Origin of the sequence: Candidatus Tenderia electrophaga, assembly GCA_001447805.1 — a bacterium.
GTDB lineage: Bacteria > Pseudomonadota > Gammaproteobacteria > Tenderiales > Tenderiaceae > Tenderia > Tenderia electrophaga.
Window position 1 is genome coordinate 70,758 of record CP013099.1, and the last position, 15,040, is coordinate 85,797.

Annotated in this window: 12 protein-coding genes; 10 read left to right on the plus strand and 2 right to left on the minus strand. The window is 60.9% G+C overall.

Annotation, left to right across the window (positions count from 1 at the left end):
- The first annotated feature begins 1 nt into the window (after position 1).
- From Tel_00355 to Tel_00365, 3 genes are all read left to right on the plus strand, one after another.
- A complete protein-coding gene (locus tag Tel_00355; GenBank protein ID ALP51714.1) occupies positions 2-1,753 on the plus strand; it encodes a phosphoenolpyruvate-protein phosphotransferase in 1,752 nt (583 codons plus the stop codon).
- Positions 1,754-1,843: 90 nt separating this feature from the next.
- Positions 1,844-3,202 (plus strand): magnesium transporter, encoded by a 1,359-nt coding sequence (locus Tel_00360; GenBank protein ID ALP51715.1) that lies wholly within the window; start codon positions 1,844-1,846, stop codon positions 3,200-3,202.
- Positions 3,203-3,315: 113 nt separating this feature from the next.
- Positions 3,316-4,521, plus strand: a complete 1,206-nt coding sequence (locus Tel_00365) for a hypothetical protein (protein ID ALP51716.1) — start codon at positions 3,316-3,318, stop codon at positions 4,519-4,521.
- Positions 4,522-4,700: 179 nt separating this feature from the next.
- Here the strand turns inward: Tel_00365 and Tel_00370 are convergent, their stop codons facing one another.
- Positions 4,701-6,674, minus strand: coding sequence for a hydantoinase (locus Tel_00370; GenBank protein ID ALP51717.1), 1,974 nt, complete (start codon positions 6,672-6,674; stop codon positions 4,701-4,703).
- Positions 6,675-6,806: 132 nt separating this feature from the next.
- On the opposite strand from Tel_00370, the gene Tel_00375 reads away from it, so the two are divergent.
- The 5 genes from Tel_00375 to Tel_00395 all read left to right on the plus strand — a co-directional run bounded on the left by Tel_00375 (position 6,807) and on the right by Tel_00395 (position 11,605).
- Entirely contained in the window at positions 6,807-7,769 is a 963-nt protein-coding gene (locus tag Tel_00375) for an ABC transporter ATP-binding protein (GenBank protein ID ALP51718.1), read from the plus strand.
- A complete protein-coding gene (locus Tel_00380; protein ID ALP51719.1) occupies positions 7,766-8,524 on the plus strand; it encodes an ABC transporter permease in 759 nt (252 codons plus the stop codon). Before Tel_00375 ends, Tel_00380 begins: the two co-directional genes overlap by 4 nt.
- 94 nt (positions 8,525-8,618) lie before the next feature.
- On the plus strand, positions 8,619-9,911 hold the full coding sequence (locus tag Tel_00385; GenBank protein ALP54672.1) for an ABC transporter: 1,293 nt from the start codon (positions 8,619-8,621) through the stop codon (positions 9,909-9,911).
- Positions 9,911-10,786 (plus strand): hypothetical protein, encoded by an 876-nt coding sequence (locus Tel_00390; GenBank protein ALP51720.1) that lies wholly within the window; start codon positions 9,911-9,913, stop codon positions 10,784-10,786. Before Tel_00385 ends, Tel_00390 begins: the two co-directional genes overlap by 1 nt.
- Before the next feature lie 3 nt (positions 10,787-10,789).
- Positions 10,790-11,605 (plus strand): hypothetical protein, encoded by an 816-nt coding sequence (locus tag Tel_00395; GenBank protein ID ALP54673.1) that lies wholly within the window; start codon positions 10,790-10,792, stop codon positions 11,603-11,605.
- Here Tel_00395 and Tel_00400 read toward each other — a convergent pair.
- Positions 11,602-13,017, minus strand: a complete 1,416-nt coding sequence (locus Tel_00400) for a hypothetical protein (protein ID ALP51721.1) — start codon at positions 13,015-13,017, stop codon at positions 11,602-11,604. The genes Tel_00395 and Tel_00400 overlap by 4 nt on opposite strands.
- A gap of 560 nt (positions 13,018-13,577) precedes the next feature.
- Between Tel_00400 and Tel_00405 the strand changes: the two genes are divergently transcribed.
- Positions 13,578-14,321, plus strand: coding sequence for a hypothetical protein (locus Tel_00405; protein ALP51722.1), 744 nt, complete (start codon positions 13,578-13,580; stop codon positions 14,319-14,321).
- 129 nt (positions 14,322-14,450) lie between these two features.
- Entirely contained in the window at positions 14,451-15,023 is a 573-nt protein-coding gene (locus Tel_00410) for a hypothetical protein (GenBank protein ID ALP51723.1), read from the plus strand.
- The last annotated feature ends 17 nt before the right edge of the window (positions 15,024-15,040 follow it).

Sequence of the window (15,040 nt, forward strand, 5' to 3'; positions counted from 1 at the left end):
CATGGCGAGCCTGAGTCTAAAAGGCGTCGGCGTTTCCCGTGGCATTGCCGTGGGCAAGGCCTACCTGTTGCAGCGTGATCAGCTTAAGGTGCGGGAATACTTGATACCGCCGAGCCTGGTCGAGGCGGAGCAGGAGCGTTTCAAGCAGGCGGTGGCCACCGCCAAGCAGCAGCTCGCCGAGGTGCGTCAACGTATTCCCCAGTCGACGCCGGTGGACATCGTCTCCTTCATCGACACCCACCTGTTGATGCTCAATGACAAGGCCCTGGCGCAGGCGCCTTTGAGTCTAATCCGCGAACGCGGTTGCAATGCCGAATGGGCGCTGAAGCTGCAGCGCGACGCCCTGGTGGCGGTGTTCGAGGACATGGACGACGCCTATCTGCGCACGCGCCGTGACGACGTCGACCATGTGGTCGACCGCATCCAGCGCATCCTGTTGAACCAGGTCGATAACATCCAGGTGATGATGGACGGCCGTCTCAAGGGCAAGGTCATCATCGCCGACGATCTTTCGCCGGCCGATACGGTCACCATGCAGAACGAAGGCATTGTCGCCTTTGTGACCGAATTCGGCGGCCCCAATTCCCACACCACCATCCTGGCGCGCAGTCTCGGCATTCCCGCCGTGGTCGGCGTGAAGAACGCCCTGCGTTATCTGCGTCAAAGTGAGATGCTGGTGGTGGACGGCTATCAGGGGGTGCTGCTGGCAGCGCCGGATGCACGCGGCCTGGCCCACTACGCACAGCGCCAGCGCGAGGAAAAGCGCCATCAGTCGGAACTCAACAAGCTCAAGGAGCTGCCGGCCGTCAGCCGCGACGGGCTGGCCATCTCTTTGCAGGCCAATGTGGAGATACCCGAAGACCTGGCCGTGATGAACAAGGTGGCGGCCAAGGGGGTCGGTTTGTATCGCACCGAATACCTGTTCATGAATCGCGATCAACCCCCCGACGAAGAGGAGCAGTACCAGACCTACCGCGAGGTGGTGAAACGCCTGCGTGGCCGGCCCTTGACCATCCGCACCCTCGACCTGGGGGCGGATAAGACGCCGGGCTACGAAGCGCGTCCCGAGGTGCGTGGCGTGGTCACCAATCCGGCGCTGGGATTGCGCGCCATTCGTCTGTGTCTACGCGATACCGCCCTGTTTCTTACTCAACTGCGCGCTATTCTGCGCGTCTCGGCCGAAGGCCCCATCAACATGATGATCCCCATGCTGGCCAGTGTGCAGGAGTTGCAACAGGCCATGGTGCTGATCAATCAGGCCAAGGAGGAGCTACTGCGCGAAGGCAAACCCATTGATGAAAATGTTCCCGTCGGCGGTATGATCGAGGTGCCGGCGGCGGCCTTGCTGGCGCACGTGTTTGCCAAACAGCTGGATTTTCTGTCCATCGGCACTAACGATCTGGTGCAGTACACCATGGCAGCGGACCGCCTCGACAATGCCGTCAACTATCTCTATCAGCCCACTCACCCCGCCGTGCTGCGCCTCATCGACATGACCATCAAGGCGGGACGCAAGGCCGGTATTCCGGTGGCCATGTGCGGCGAGATGGCGGGCGAGTCGCGCTATACCCGTTTGTTGCTAGGGTTGGGACTGACCGAATTCAGCATGCAGCCGGCCATGTTGCCGGAGGTCAAAAGCATCATTCAGGAATCGGATGTGGAACAGCTCACTAAACGGGTGCGCCGGGTGTTGCGCATGTCATCCGCCCCGGAGGTGGATGCCTTTCTCGAAAAACTTAACGATTTAGTTTGATTATTTTGTCTGCAGGGCTGGCGCCGTTTTCGCCGCGCCCTTAAAATCCTCGCTTATGCTCGACCACGCATAACCCGGTTCACTGACGTCATGGCTGAAACTCAAGAACAAGAAAAATCGCAAACGCGCTTGCAGAGTTTTGCCGAGGCGTTGGAGAGTGGCCGCCTGGTCACGATCCGCCGCATGGTGAACGAGTTGCATGCGGCGGAAATCGCCCACTTGCTCGAATCCCTGCCGCCCTCCGAGCGCGAACTGGTGTGGGAGATGGTGGAGCCGGACAAGGACGGCGACATCCTCAGCTACGTCAACGACGATGTGCGCGCCAAGCTGATTCACCAGATGGAGACCGACGAGCTGGTGGCGGCGGCCGAGAGTCTCGACACCGACGACCTGGCCGACATCCTCCAGGATCTGCCCGACATGGTGATCCACGAGGTGCTGCAGTCCATGAGCGAGCAGGATCGCTTCCGGCTCGAGGCGGTACTGTCCTATCCGGAAGACACCGCCGGCGGCTTGATGAACATCGATACCGTCACGGTGCGGCCCAATGTCACCATCGACGTGGTATTGCGCTACCTGCGCCTGCGCGGTCAACTGCCGGAGATGACCGATTACTTGTACGTGGTCAACCGCAACGACAAGTTTCTCGGCCTGCTGTCGCTGGCCGACATCGTCACCAAGGACCCCGGCCTGATGGTGGGCCAGGTGATGATTCACGATTTCGAGCCCATTCCCGCCAACATGTCGGCCAGGGAGGTGGCGGGCCTGTTCGAACGCCGCGACCTGATCACGGCGCCGGTGGTGGACGACGACGGCAGGCTGCTGGGCCGTATCACCATCGACGACGTGGTCGACGTCATTCGCGAAGAGGCCGAGCACTCCATCATGAGCATGGCGGGCCTGGACGAGGAGGACGACATCTTCGCGCCGGTGGTGGTCAGCTCGCGCCGCCGCGGCATTTGGCTCGGCATCAATCTGATCACCGCCCTGATCGCCTCCTGGGTCATTGGCCTGTTCGACGCCACCATAGAAAAGGTGGTAGCACTGGCGGTGCTGATGCCCATCGTCGCCAGCATGGGCGGTATCGCCGGCAGTCAAACCCTTACCCTGGTGATTCGCGGCATGGCGTTGGGCCATATCGGCTCGGCCAATGCCAAGCGCATCCTCACCAAGGAGCTGGCGGTGGGCGGTCTCAACGGGCTGCTGTGGGCCCTGGTAGTGGCCGTGGTCTCCACCCTCTGGTTCGGCAACTACATGATCGGTGTGATTATCGCCGCCGCCATGCTCATCAACCTGGTGGCCGCCGCCCTGGCGGGCGCCACCATCCCCCTGTTCATGCGGCGCATGGGTATCGACCCCGCGCTGTCCTCCTCGGTGGTGCTCACTACCGTCACCGATGTGGTTGGTTTCTTTGCCTTTTTGGGGCTGGCGACAGTGGTTCTACTGTAATTGTCGCAGGGCTCGCAACATCCCCCTGATAAGACTCATTGATAATGAATGGCGTGGCGGTGACGATATATAAAGATGTCATTGCCAATTAGTCTTGTTGTTTCAAGGAAATCATGCCCGAGCTGTTCGTCGCCCGCCAACCCATTTATAACCGTACCCAGCATGTGTACGGTTATGAGCTGTTGTATCGCCATGGCGCCGACGAGGCGCAGGCCGAGGGCGATGCCGCCACCTCGCAGGTGATCCTCAACGCCATGACCGAAATCGGCTTGGACAGCCTGGTCGGCGCGCGTGTGGCCTGCATCAATCTGACGCGTGGCTTTGTCGTCGGCCAGTATTCTTTACCCCTCCCTGCCGATCGGGTGGTGATCGAGGTGCTGGAGGATATAGCCGTCGATGATGAGCTGCTCGCCGGAGTGAAACACTTGGTCAAGCAGGGCTATACCATCGCTTTGGATGATTTTATTTATCAGGAGTCGATGTTGCCCCTGTTGGCGCTGGCCCATATTGTTAAGCTCGATGTGCAGGCCATAAGTGAAGAGGAGCTGCGCGCCCATGTGCACGCCCTGAGGGAGTATCCCCACCTCAAGTTGTTGGCTGAGAAGATCGAGATTCCCGAGGAATACGAGGTCTGCCGCGAGCTGGGTTTTGACTATTTTCAGGGGTACTTCTTTTCCCGGCCCAAGATCATCCGCCGCACCCGTCTGCCGTCCAATCAGCTGGCCTTGATGCAGTTGTTGGCCGAGGTGCAGCGCCCCGATACCACCATTCCCAAACTCGAAACCCTGATCACCCAGGATGTAGGCTTGAGTTACAAGCTGCTGCGTTACATAAACTCGGCCTTTTTCGCCATGCCCAAGTCGGTGGACAGCATCCAACGGGCGGTACTGCTGCTCGGCACCAAGGTGATTCAGAAATGGGCGACCCTGCTGGTATTGGCGCGGGTGGAAGACAAACCCAGCGAGCTGATGGTCACCGCCGTGGTGCGCGCCAAGATGTGCGAAATCCTGGCCAAGGCGGTGAATTACGAAGCCGAGGACACCTGCTTTACCGTCGGCCTGTTGTCTGTGCTGGAGGCCCTGCTGGATATGCCCATGGAAAAGGTGCTCGGCATGCTGGCCCTTTCCGACGAGGTCAACCAGGCGCTGTTACGCTATGAAGGCACGCCCGGCAAGTTGCTGCAATTGGCCCTGCACTACGAATACGGGGAATGGGACCAGCTCGATTATCCGGAGCTGGAAGAGGACGTCATCCTTGACGCCTATCTGCAGTCCATCGCCTGGGCCACGGAGGCCTGTCGCAGTCTATTGGGGGAATAACGCCCCGCTACGCAATCTTCCCCAGCGGCCGATGCCCGGCACATCGATTTCGTTTTCGTTCTGCGAGTACGAGGTTCTCACGGTGAAAAATACGTGCGCTGATGACGCCGAGAACGTGCACTGCCACCCGCCACAACAGCGTCAATATTCCCGGCCACCGCAACGGACCGGGTAGGGGATTATCCCGATCGCCGGTGTTGTCGCGTGAGCAGCAGATTGCCGTAGTCATCGACGCGACAGCGCCAGTGGTCGGCAATTAAGGTCGTCGCCACGGTCTCGGTAATCAAGGCGGGCCCGTCGATTTGCTGCCCCGCCGCGAGCCGCGCTCGATCCAATACGCTGACCGGCTGGCTGATGCCGTGCAATCTGGCCTCATCGGAGGCGGCGCCGGGCGCGGCGTTTTTAGCCAAGACCGGAATATGTAACTCGGGTGCCGGACCGTGCGCGCGCAGACGAATATTCACCAGTTCCACCGCGTGCTGTAGACGGTGGCCGTAGCGTTGTTCATGCGTCTGGTGAAACGCTGCGCCGCTGTGTGCCAGGCCCTGCCAGGGGATATTGAGGCTGAAGGCCTGGCCGCGATAGCGCAGGTCCAGTGAGCGCTCCAGGCTGACCTGCCCGGCAGCAATGCCTTCATCGGCCAAGGCCGCCAAGGCCTTCTGTTCCAGGTTTTGAAATTCCTGTTCCAGCGTTTGCGCGTGTATGTGCTCCAGCTCGGCGGCGATGGTGTGCGACAGCTCGCGGCTGCGCCGCGCCACCAGCATGCCGAAGGCCGACAGCACGCCGCCCTGGATCGGCACCAGGGCGCGGTCCATGCCCAGCGCCTCGGCCAGGGCGCAGACATGCAGCCCGCCAGCGCCGCCGAAGGGCATTAAGGTGAATGCTCGCGGATCCATGCCACGCTGGATGGAGATGACCCGCAAGGCCTGGCCCATGTGTTCGTCGGCGATGCGGATGATACCTTCGGCGGTGTCCTCTATGCTGAGTTTGAGTTGATGCGCCAGTTGTCGGACCGCGGCATGGGCGGCGTCCGGATCGAGTGGCATCTCGCCGCCGAGAAAGGCGTCGGGGCGCAGTCGCCCGAGCAGCAGGTTGGCGTCGGTGACGGTGGCGTGCGCGCCACCGCGGCCGTAACAGGCGGGACCGGGATCGGCGCCGGCCGATTCGGGGCCCACCTGCAGCAGACCGCCGGCGTCGATCCAGGCGATGGAGCCGCCGCCGGCGCCGATGGTATGCATGTCCACCATGGGCACCGCCACCGGATAGGGACCGATATGGCCCTCACTGGTGAGGCGCGGTTCGCCGTCGATCAGGGCGACGTCGGTGGAGGTGCCGCCCATGTCGAAGGTGAGCAAGCGTTCATGCCCGGCCAGGGCACCGATATAGCGTGCCCCGGCCAGGCCGCCCGCCGGTCCGGAGAGCAGCATGTGCACCGCCAGCCGGCCGGCCTGCGCCGCGGCGAGGGTGCCGCCGGAGCTTTGCATCACGGCGATGGGCGTTTGCGGCAGGCCGTGTTGCAGGCGCTGCAGATACTGTTCCACCCGTGGCCCGATCCAGGCGTTGAGCCAGGTGGTGATGCCGCGCTCGTATTCCTTGTATTCGGGCAGGATGGCGGAAGACCGGGATACAAAAATATCTTTTGGCACGATGTCCTCAATGGCCTGCTCGGCGCGCGCGTCGATAAAGGAGAACAGCAGGTTGATGGCCACCGCCTCGGGCTTGAGTTGCTGCAGTTGCTCGCGCAAATGCTTCAGGTCATCGGCGCTCAGCGCTTCGAGCAACGTGCCGTCGGCAGCGATGCGCCCGCCCGTTTCCAGACACAGATCGGGCGGCACCGGCGGGGCGACGGGCTCGGGCTGCAGATCATAGAGTTCACGCCGCGCCTGGCGGCCGATGCTGAGCATGTCGCCGAAACCGCGGTTGGTGATGAACGCGGTGCGCACCCCCTTGCCCTCCAAGGCCGCGTTGGTGGCCACGGTGGAGCCGTGGATGATGGTCAGTTGGGCGGGATCGAGGCCCAGGTCGGCTATGCCGCCGAGGATCGCTTCTTCCGGGGCCTGGGGCGTGGAGAGACGTTTGTGCAGGCGCAGCGCGCGACCGTCGAAGAGGACGAAATCGGTAAAGGTGCCGCCGGTGTCGATGCCGAGTAGCATACTGTTATCCTTTGCTGACACAATGCCGGGGATGGTGCGTGGCTTGAGCCATCTGTTGAGAAAAAATATTATAAGCCGGTCACTGTAATTCACACACCGTTTAGCCAAACAAGGACGAGACAAGCGAACCTTATGACATTGTCGGATGCGTTGATACAGGTCGATCAGGTCAGCCGTTTTTACGGCCCCTTATGCGCTCTGAAGGAAATCAGTTTCGAGGTGCAAAAGGGCGAAGTGCTGGGCTTCTTGGGGCCCAACGGCGCCGGCAAATCCACCACCATGCAAATCCTCAGCGGCAATCTGGCGCCCAGCGCCGGGCGGGTGATGATCTGCGGCATCGACCTGTTGGACAAGCCCAAACAAGCCAAGGCCCTGCTCGGTTACCTGCCCGACCAGCCGCCGGTGTATCGCGAACTCACGGTGGATGAGTATCTGCTTTATTGTGCCCGACTCAACCGTATCCCGGCGGCGCAGCGGCGCCAGGCCCTAGACCTGGCCAAGCAGCGTTGCGGGCTTGCCGACGTGGGCCGGCGCTTGATCGGCAATCTCTCCAAGGGCTACCGCCAGCGCGTCGGCATCGCCCAGGCGATAATTCATGCCCCGGCGGTGGTGATCCTGGACGAGCCCACGGTCGGCCTCGATCCCATCCAGATCCGCGAGATTCGTGCCCTCATCCGCGAGCTGCGCACCGATCACAGTGTGATTCTGTCCACGCACATCCTGCCCGAGGTGCAGGCGGTGTGCGACCGGGTGCAGATTATCAACAAGGGCGAACTGGTGCTCAGCGACAGCATCGCCGGTCTGCAACAGCGTATGCGCGGCGACAGCCTGTTGCTGACGCTGCGCAATCCGCCGGCAGTGCCGGCCTTGGAGCAGGTGGCCGGCGCGGGCCAGGTGGAGGCGCTGGGCGACGGCCGTTTTCGTGTGCATGCCCCCGACTTGGAAGCCCAGGGCGAGTCCTTGGTGATGGCGGCGGTGCAACACGGCTGGGGGCTGTATGAGCTGAGTCCCGAACGTTTGACCCTGGAGCAGATCTTCGTCGACATCACCACCACCGAGCAGGCCCACGACGCCAACGCGGAGGCGGCGGCATGATGATCTTCACCATCGCCGGGCGCGAACTGCGCAGCCTGTTTATCTCACCGTTGGCCTGGTCCATCCTGGCGGTGGTGCAGTTGATCCTGGCCTACATGTTTCTCACCCAGCTGGATCTGTTCATGAACCTGCAGTCGCGCCTGCTGGGCATGGCAGGGGCGCCCGGCGTGACCGAGATCATCGCCGCGCCGCTGTTCGGCAATGCCGCGGTGGTGTTGTTGCTGGTGGTGCCCATGCTGACCATGCGCCTGGTGAGCGAGGAGCGTCGCAGCCAGACCCTGAGTCTGTTGTTTTCGGCGCCCCTGTCCATGACGGAGATTGTGCTGGGTAAGTTTCTCGGTGTGATGGGGTTTCTGCTGATCATGGTGTTGCTGATCGTGCTCATGCCGCTGTCGCTGTTGTTGGGCGGCGGCCTTGACTTCGGTATGCTGGCGGCGGGGGCGTTGGGATTGATCCTGTTGCTGGCTGCCTTCGCCGCCGTCGGTCTGTTCATGTCCACCCTGACCGTGCAGCCCACCATCGCCGCGGTGAGCAGTTTCGGGGTGCTGTTGCTGCTTTGGATTATCGATTGGGCCGGCAACACCGGGTCCGGCCAGGCCAGCGAACTGTTCGCCTATGTGTCGCTGTTGCGCCACTTCGAGTCGTTGCTCAAGGGGGTGTTCGACAGCGCGGATGTGCTCTATTACCTGCTCTTCGTGACCCTGTTTCTGGTCCTGAGTATCCGCCGGCTCGATGCCGAGCGGCTGCAGCATTGAACCTAAATTAGGTCCCGCAATGAAAGTGACGCAACGTTCCAAACGTCAGATCCGGCTGCAGAATGTGCTGTTCGTGCTGCTGTTCACGGTGCTCATCGGCCTGTTGGGCTGGCTCAGCGAACACTATTCCTTCCAGGCCGACTGGACCGCCAATAACCGCAATACCCTGTCGCCGGCCAGCGTGGCGGTACTGGAACAAATGCCGGAACCGATTGAGGTGAGCGCCTTCACCGCGGACAGCGGCACCTTGAAACAGCATATCCAGGATCTGCTGGCCCGCTATCAGCGCTACAAGTCGGATGTGCGCCTCCACTTCGTCAATCCCGACACCGAGCCGCAGCAAGTGCGCGAGCAGGGGATTACCACCGACGGTGAGCTGGTGCTTGAATATCAGGGGCGCAGCGAAAAGGTCTCCGAACTCAATGAGCAAAGCATTACCAACAGCCTGCAACGGCTGTCACGCAGTGCCGAACGCTGGATCGTCTTCGTCGAGGGGCATGGCGAGCGCAGTCCCTTCGGCCAGGCCAATCACGATCTGCAGTCCTGGGCGCAGCAGCTACAGGCCAAGGGCTTGCGCGTGCAGGGGCTGAATCTGGCCACGGCCGGGACGGTGCCGGACAACACCAGCGTGCTGGTCATCGCCGGACCCCAGGTGAATTATCTGCCCGGCGAGGTGAGGTTGATCGAAGACTACGTGGCACGCGGCGGCAATCTGCTGTGGCTGGCCGACCCCGACGGCCTGTACGGCCTGGAGCCGCTGGCGGAGCAGTTGGGCATCACCTTCGAGCCGGGGGTGATCGTCGATCCCACCGCGCAGATGTTCGCCATCGACGATCCGACCTTCGCCATCGTCGGCGATTACGGCCTCCATCCCCTGGTGGAAGGCTTTAATACCCTGACTATTTTCCCCTACGCCGCCGGTGTGGAGTTGGAGCTGCAGGGCGACTGGCAGGGCGAGACTCTGCTGTTGACCACGGCGCGCAGCTGGTCCGAGACCGGTGTGCTGGCGGGCGAAATCGGCTTCGACGAGTTGCAGGATGTGCCCGGTCCGCTGAGCCTGGCCGCCGCCCTGAGGCGCACCCTGGACGATGCCTCGGGCGCAACGGCGGACGGCGCCGAGCAGCGCGTAGTGGTGATGGGCGACGGTGATTTCCTCTCCAACGCCTATCTCGGCAACGGCGGCAATCTGGACCTGGGCATGAACATGGCCAATTGGCTCAGCAGCGATGACCAGCTCATCGCCATCCCGGCCAAGACAGCGCTGGACAGTTCCCTGACCCTGTCCCAGACCCAGTCCATGATCATCGGCTTCGGTTTTCTGCTGGTGCTGCCGGCGCTGCTGCTGATCAGCGGCCTGATCATCTGGCTGAAACGACGCAAGGCGTGATGGGCAAGCGCGGTTGGCTCAATCTAGCCCTGCTGCTGGCGGTGGCGGTGCTGGCGGCTGTGGTCTATTGGCAGCCGGGCAAGCAAAGCGAGCCGGCGAGTCCGTTGACCCCGCTCGATCCGACGGCCGTGCAAAGGATGACCATTGAGCGCCCGGCTGCCGAGACCATTGTGCTGCAGCGTCAGGATAAGCAATGGCGCATGATCGAACCGCTGGCCGTAGCGGCCAACAGCTTTCAGGTCCGGCGTGTGTTGGAGCCGCTCACGCAGCAAAGCCTGCAGCGCTATCCGGCCGCAGGTTTGGAGCTGACGAAATACGGTTTGCGGCCGCCGCGCGCGAAACTGACGGCGGACGGCGTCGAGCTCAGCTTCGGCAAGGTCAATCCGCTCAACAGCCGTCTGTATGTACGGGTGGATGATGTGATGCATATGGTGGCGCAGAATGATATTTCGTTTCTAACGGCGCCGTGGCTGGAGTTTGTCTCTACCGCCCCACTGCCCGATGCGCCGCTGGCGGGATTGACGTTGCCTGGTTTGGGGACCATTACCAAAGATCAGGCGGGTTGGCGCTATGAAGGTCCCAGTGCGCCGCAATCGGCCGATCAGCTGCAGGCCCTGGTGGATAACTGGCGCCATCTTCGTGCCCTGCGCGTCCGGCCGCTGCAGGCGGCCGATATCTCACAGCAGGTCGAGGTGCGACTTGCGTCAGGCGCGACACTGCAGTTTGCCCTGCAAAGCGATGCCGATGCCTTGGTGTTGCAGCGCCGCGACCTGGGTTTGGAGTATGTGTTCGATGGCGATCAATCCCAGCGCTTGCTGGCCTGGCCGCCCTTGCACGGCGCTGATGGTTCACTGCCCGCCAATGAAGGTGATTGATTGATGCCTGAATTACCCGAAGTCGAAACCACGCGCAGCGGGATTGCGCCCAATGTCGAGGGCCGGGCGGTGGCCGAGGTGGTGCTGCGGCGCCGCAAGTTGCGCTATCCCGTGCCCAGGGCCCTGCTGGTGGAGCTGCCCGGCCAGGTGATCGAGCAGGTCGAGCGACGCGCCAAATATCTACTGCTGCGCAGCGCGGCGGGCACGGTATTGATCCATCTGGGTATGTCGGGCAGTTTGCGCCTGATGGCGGCCGCCACACCGGCCGAGAAGCATGACCATATCGACATCGTTTTGGACAACGGACAGGCGCTGCGGCTGCGCGATCCACGGCGCTTCGGCGCCGTACTATGGCTGAGCGGCGATCCCCTGCAGCACAGATTGCTGGCCAGTTTGGGGCCCGAGCCCTTGTCTGAGGGCTTCGACGCGGACTATCTCTATCAGCGCTCACGCCGGCGCAAACAGGCAGTGAAGCAGTTCATCATGGACAGCCATACCGTGGTGGGGGTGGGGAATATTTATGCCAGCGAGGCCCTGTTTCGCGCCGGTATCCGGCCGCAACTGGCGGCCGGACGTTTGTCACGTCTACGTTGCGAGGCGCTGGTGGCGGCGATCAAGGCGGTGCTGGGCCTGGCCATCGAGCAGGGCGGTACGACCTTGCGCGATTTCGTCGACGGCGGCGGTAAGCCCGGCTATTTCAAGCAGCGCTTACAGGTCTACGGCCGGGTGGGCGAGCCGTGTCTGCAGTGCGAAAAACCCATAAAACAGCTGCGCCAGGGCCAGCGGGCCAGCTATTACTGTCCCGCCTGTCAGCGCTAAAGGGTCGGGCTCGGCTCGCTGTCTTGGCGTTTGACTTTGACGATCACACCGTCCGCCTGTTGGATCAGTGTTTCCATGGTTTCGGGCAAGTTCGCGAGCTGATCGCGTAAGTGTTTATTGGTCGGGTCGAAGGGATCGAAGGCGATGAAGTCGACCTGGCCGATGCTTGCCAAGAGGTCTTCTGGAGTTTCATATTTCGGCGGCAATGGGAACACCGGGCGTTTCAGTGCCAGCATGGTGCGCGCCGGCCATTGGCTGATGGTATAGAAGTTTTCGTCCAGGGCTTCGGTTTCAACGGCCAGAGCCTTGATAATTTGGTCGTGCGGATCCAGGCTGCCGTTGATGATGCTGCTGCGATAGGCTCGGTCACCGAGCATGAAAAGGGTAGCGAGGATGAAGATCGCCGCCATTACCAGGCCGCGCTGGCCGACGAAGCTGTGCGCGCCCATGCTGCTGTTCAGCCGGATCAGCAGCGGCGTGCCGCAGTACAACACCAGTGCCAGGATAATCATGGCCCAGCCGAAGTCGGCGGCCACCAGGCCCAGCAGACCGCCCAGTAACAGCATGCGCGGCAGCATTTCGCTGAGGAGAGTCTTGCGGTAGCCGACGATTACGGCGGCAATGATCAGTGCCGGCAGGATGCCGGCAGTGGACAGTATCGGAGACGGGTCGCCGGGGACTCGGCCGAAGGCGGCGGCGCCCAAGGTGGTCAAAGGATTGAGTCCCCAATCGATGGCGGGATTGCCGAATACATAGCTGAACAGCAGGGCGAAGACGGTGGCGATGCCGATGCCGATATGCATCTGTTTGCGCTGGAGTGGGTTAAGCGGGTTGCTGCGCCACTCCCAGGCCAGGGCCAGCGGATACGCCAGGCCGGCTGGATGGATGGTGACCACGGTCACAACCAGCAATAGTTGCATGAAGTACCAACCGCCGAGTTGTTTGCCGACATTGCGGTAGCGTCGGTCCAGCCACCATCCCAGGCCGAAGCCGAGTAGCAGAAACGGGCCGGCGCCTACCGAGTTGATCTGCATCAGCGACAGCGGTGCGATTAGCAGCAGGCCCGAGGCAATCAGGGCCGTCTCGCCGTCGTGGTGTTGTTTGCTCCACAAATGGAGCAGGGTCATTGCGGCAAATAGCGCCAGCAGCATAAATACCTTCAGGGCGATGAAGCTGCCGGACCAGTACGCCCCTAGCGGCAGAAACAGCAGGGCACGGAAATCGGGCGCGCCCAGGGTAACAATGGGGTTGACGACGCGGTCGGCCACGGTCCAATTAATCAGCAGGGCCCGTGCCGCGGCCTCGTCGATGCCGTAGGCGTCAAATCGCAACAGGTTCAGTCCAATAATGGCCGCGCCCCAGGCCAGCAACGCCAATATGCCCCAGTACCGATAGATCTTTGCCGTATCCATTAAAAATTCACCAATTTCAGGGTGCTCCCCGACCGCAAAAGCGGCAAATCATAGCCTAATTTGTCGCTGAGTGCATCCCGCCGCAAACAGCGCGTATTCACTTGGACCGCGGCGCGGTATGGATGTTGTGAGGGGGCTGTAAAGCTTGCAATCGGCTTCTGTGTCGTGATATATATCTTCACCAGCTGTACATTTTTGGGTTGCGATAAGAACAAGTTAAATACTGAAACTGCTTGGGAGGCAAAATCATGTTGGAAACAGGTCAGGTTCTCACTCTTTACGTACTTTGGTTCGTCTTTGCATTTGCGCTGGCAGCGTTTGTGCTGAAGAAGAATTCCTGAAGTAAAGGGATATACCGAATTAATTTTTCATTAAGGCGGCCTGCTGCGTGTACCATGTCTGTGTAGCGCGGGAGCGGTGCTTTATTTCTTGACGTCTGGGCTGGCCTAAGTGTAGGTTATGCCGCCGGGAGACGAAGGTTTACAAAGACAAGAATCTGGGAGGGTGTCTTTACTATGCGCACTTATTTAAAGAAATTGGGGTCGGTGTCAATCGTGGCAATGTCGGTGGTCGCGTCAGCGGCGTTTGCCGGCGAAAAGGTGGGCGGGGCGGATTACGACAACGGTAAATCCATATTTGAAAACGGCAAGGGCGACGTCCCTGCCTGTACGTCGTGTCACGGAGCCGATGGAATGGGGAATGATGCTCTGGGCACGCCGCGTCTGGCCGGCCAGATTTACCAGTTTTTGCATAAGCAGCTGGACGATTATGCCAATGACAGACGCCAGGACACCACCATGTTTGTCATGAATGCGAATGCCAAGGGTTTGAGTCCGCAGGACCGTGTCGACGTTGCAGCCTATCTGAATTCTCTCGGTCGGAGCTTTGCCGGGGCGCAGCTGCAAGAGGCGTCCGGCGGTTCAGATATCGGCGCGCTCAAAGAGGGCGGCACTGAGGTCGGCGCCGCGCATCTGGGCAAGGTGCTGGTACTGTACGGCGACATCAAGCGCACCATTCCCGCGTGTAAGTCCTGTCACGGTTATAATGGCCGCGGTGTTGACCCGATCTATCCGCGTATCGGTGAGCAGAAATTCAACTATCTGGTAAGCCAGCTCAAGAAATGGCGTGATGGTTCCCGTGCCAATGATTTTATGGGGCAAATGCGTGCGGTCGCTGAGAAACTGACGGATGAGGATATCCTCAATGTCGCGACCTACCTGACCCAGGCGCCTCCGACGACCATGGGTAATACGCGCATGCCGGTTGAGCACCTACCGCCAAATGAGGCGTATGATTTGGAATAAACACTACGCCGGGATGCAACTTTGTTGCATCCCGGTGATCTAAGAAAGGCGGGTTAACCCGCCTTTTTTTTCGTGGCTGGTTGTTTACTTTTCTAATTCATTCAGCCGATTAGTGGTGAAAAATACGTTATGGCAGGGAAACAATCTTTAAAGCAGGGCGAAAAGGTGATGTTCGGAATTTTCGGGGCCTTTATCGTCGCCGCGGTCATTGGTTACGTAGTGCTGGAAGTGGTGCGTCTCAACTCCGACACGCCGATATTCGAAGTCAAAACCCGCTATGAGCTTACTGAAGAGGGTCGGCGAGGATCACAGATTTTTCGCGAGGCCCGCTGTACCTCGTGCCATCGAGCCATGCGCAATGGTACGAATATGGGGCTGTCGCTCGATGGTCTGGGCTCAAAGCGCAGCTACGACTACATCTATTCCTTCCTGAAGCGTCCCGAAGAGACGTACCCTGCGGTCACGCTTGACCACGGTATGCCGCCCAAGGAAGCGGCCTATGTTTCGGCCATGTCTGACGAGGACCTGCAAGCCGTCGCCGCGTTTCTGTTCGGGCTCAAGGCGGAACGGGGCTCGGCCCAGTCCGCGATCCCGCCGGAAGGCAAATCTCAATTTATTGATGACGTCCTGAAAATGGTGACTCCTGAAAGTTGGAAAGACAAATATCAGGATGTGCGCGAAAAAGAAGCGGCAACAGAGTAGTAGGAAGAGGTGATAGC

Bases quoted from the DNA above. Each gene is read 5' to 3' on its own strand.
- Tel_00355 (ALP51714.1), top strand. From the start codon at position 2: ATGGCGAGCCTGAGTCTAAAAGGCGTCGGCGTTTCCCGTGGCATTGCC.
- Tel_00360 (ALP51715.1), top strand. From the start codon at position 1,844: ATGGCTGAAACTCAAGAACAAGAAAAATCGCAAACGCGCTTGCAGAGT.
- Tel_00365 (ALP51716.1), top strand. From the start codon at position 3,316: ATGCCCGAGCTGTTCGTCGCCCGCCAACCCATTTATAACCGTACCCAG.
- Tel_00370 (ALP51717.1), bottom strand. From the start codon at position 6,674: ATGCTACTCGGCATCGACACCGGCGGCACCTTTACCGATTTCGTCCTC.
- Tel_00375 (ALP51718.1), top strand. From the start codon at position 6,807: ATGACATTGTCGGATGCGTTGATACAGGTCGATCAGGTCAGCCGTTTT.
- Tel_00380 (ALP51719.1), top strand. From the start codon at position 7,766: ATGATGATCTTCACCATCGCCGGGCGCGAACTGCGCAGCCTGTTTATC.
- Tel_00390 (ALP51720.1), top strand. From the start codon at position 9,911: ATGGGCAAGCGCGGTTGGCTCAATCTAGCCCTGCTGCTGGCGGTGGCG.
- Tel_00395 (ALP54673.1), top strand. From the start codon at position 10,790: ATGCCTGAATTACCCGAAGTCGAAACCACGCGCAGCGGGATTGCGCCC.
- Tel_00400 (ALP51721.1), bottom strand. From the start codon at position 13,017: ATGGATACGGCAAAGATCTATCGGTACTGGGGCATATTGGCGTTGCTG.
- Tel_00405 (ALP51722.1), top strand. From the start codon at position 13,578: ATGTCGGTGGTCGCGTCAGCGGCGTTTGCCGGCGAAAAGGTGGGCGGG.
- Tel_00410 (ALP51723.1), top strand. From the start codon at position 14,451: ATGGCAGGGAAACAATCTTTAAAGCAGGGCGAAAAGGTGATGTTCGGA.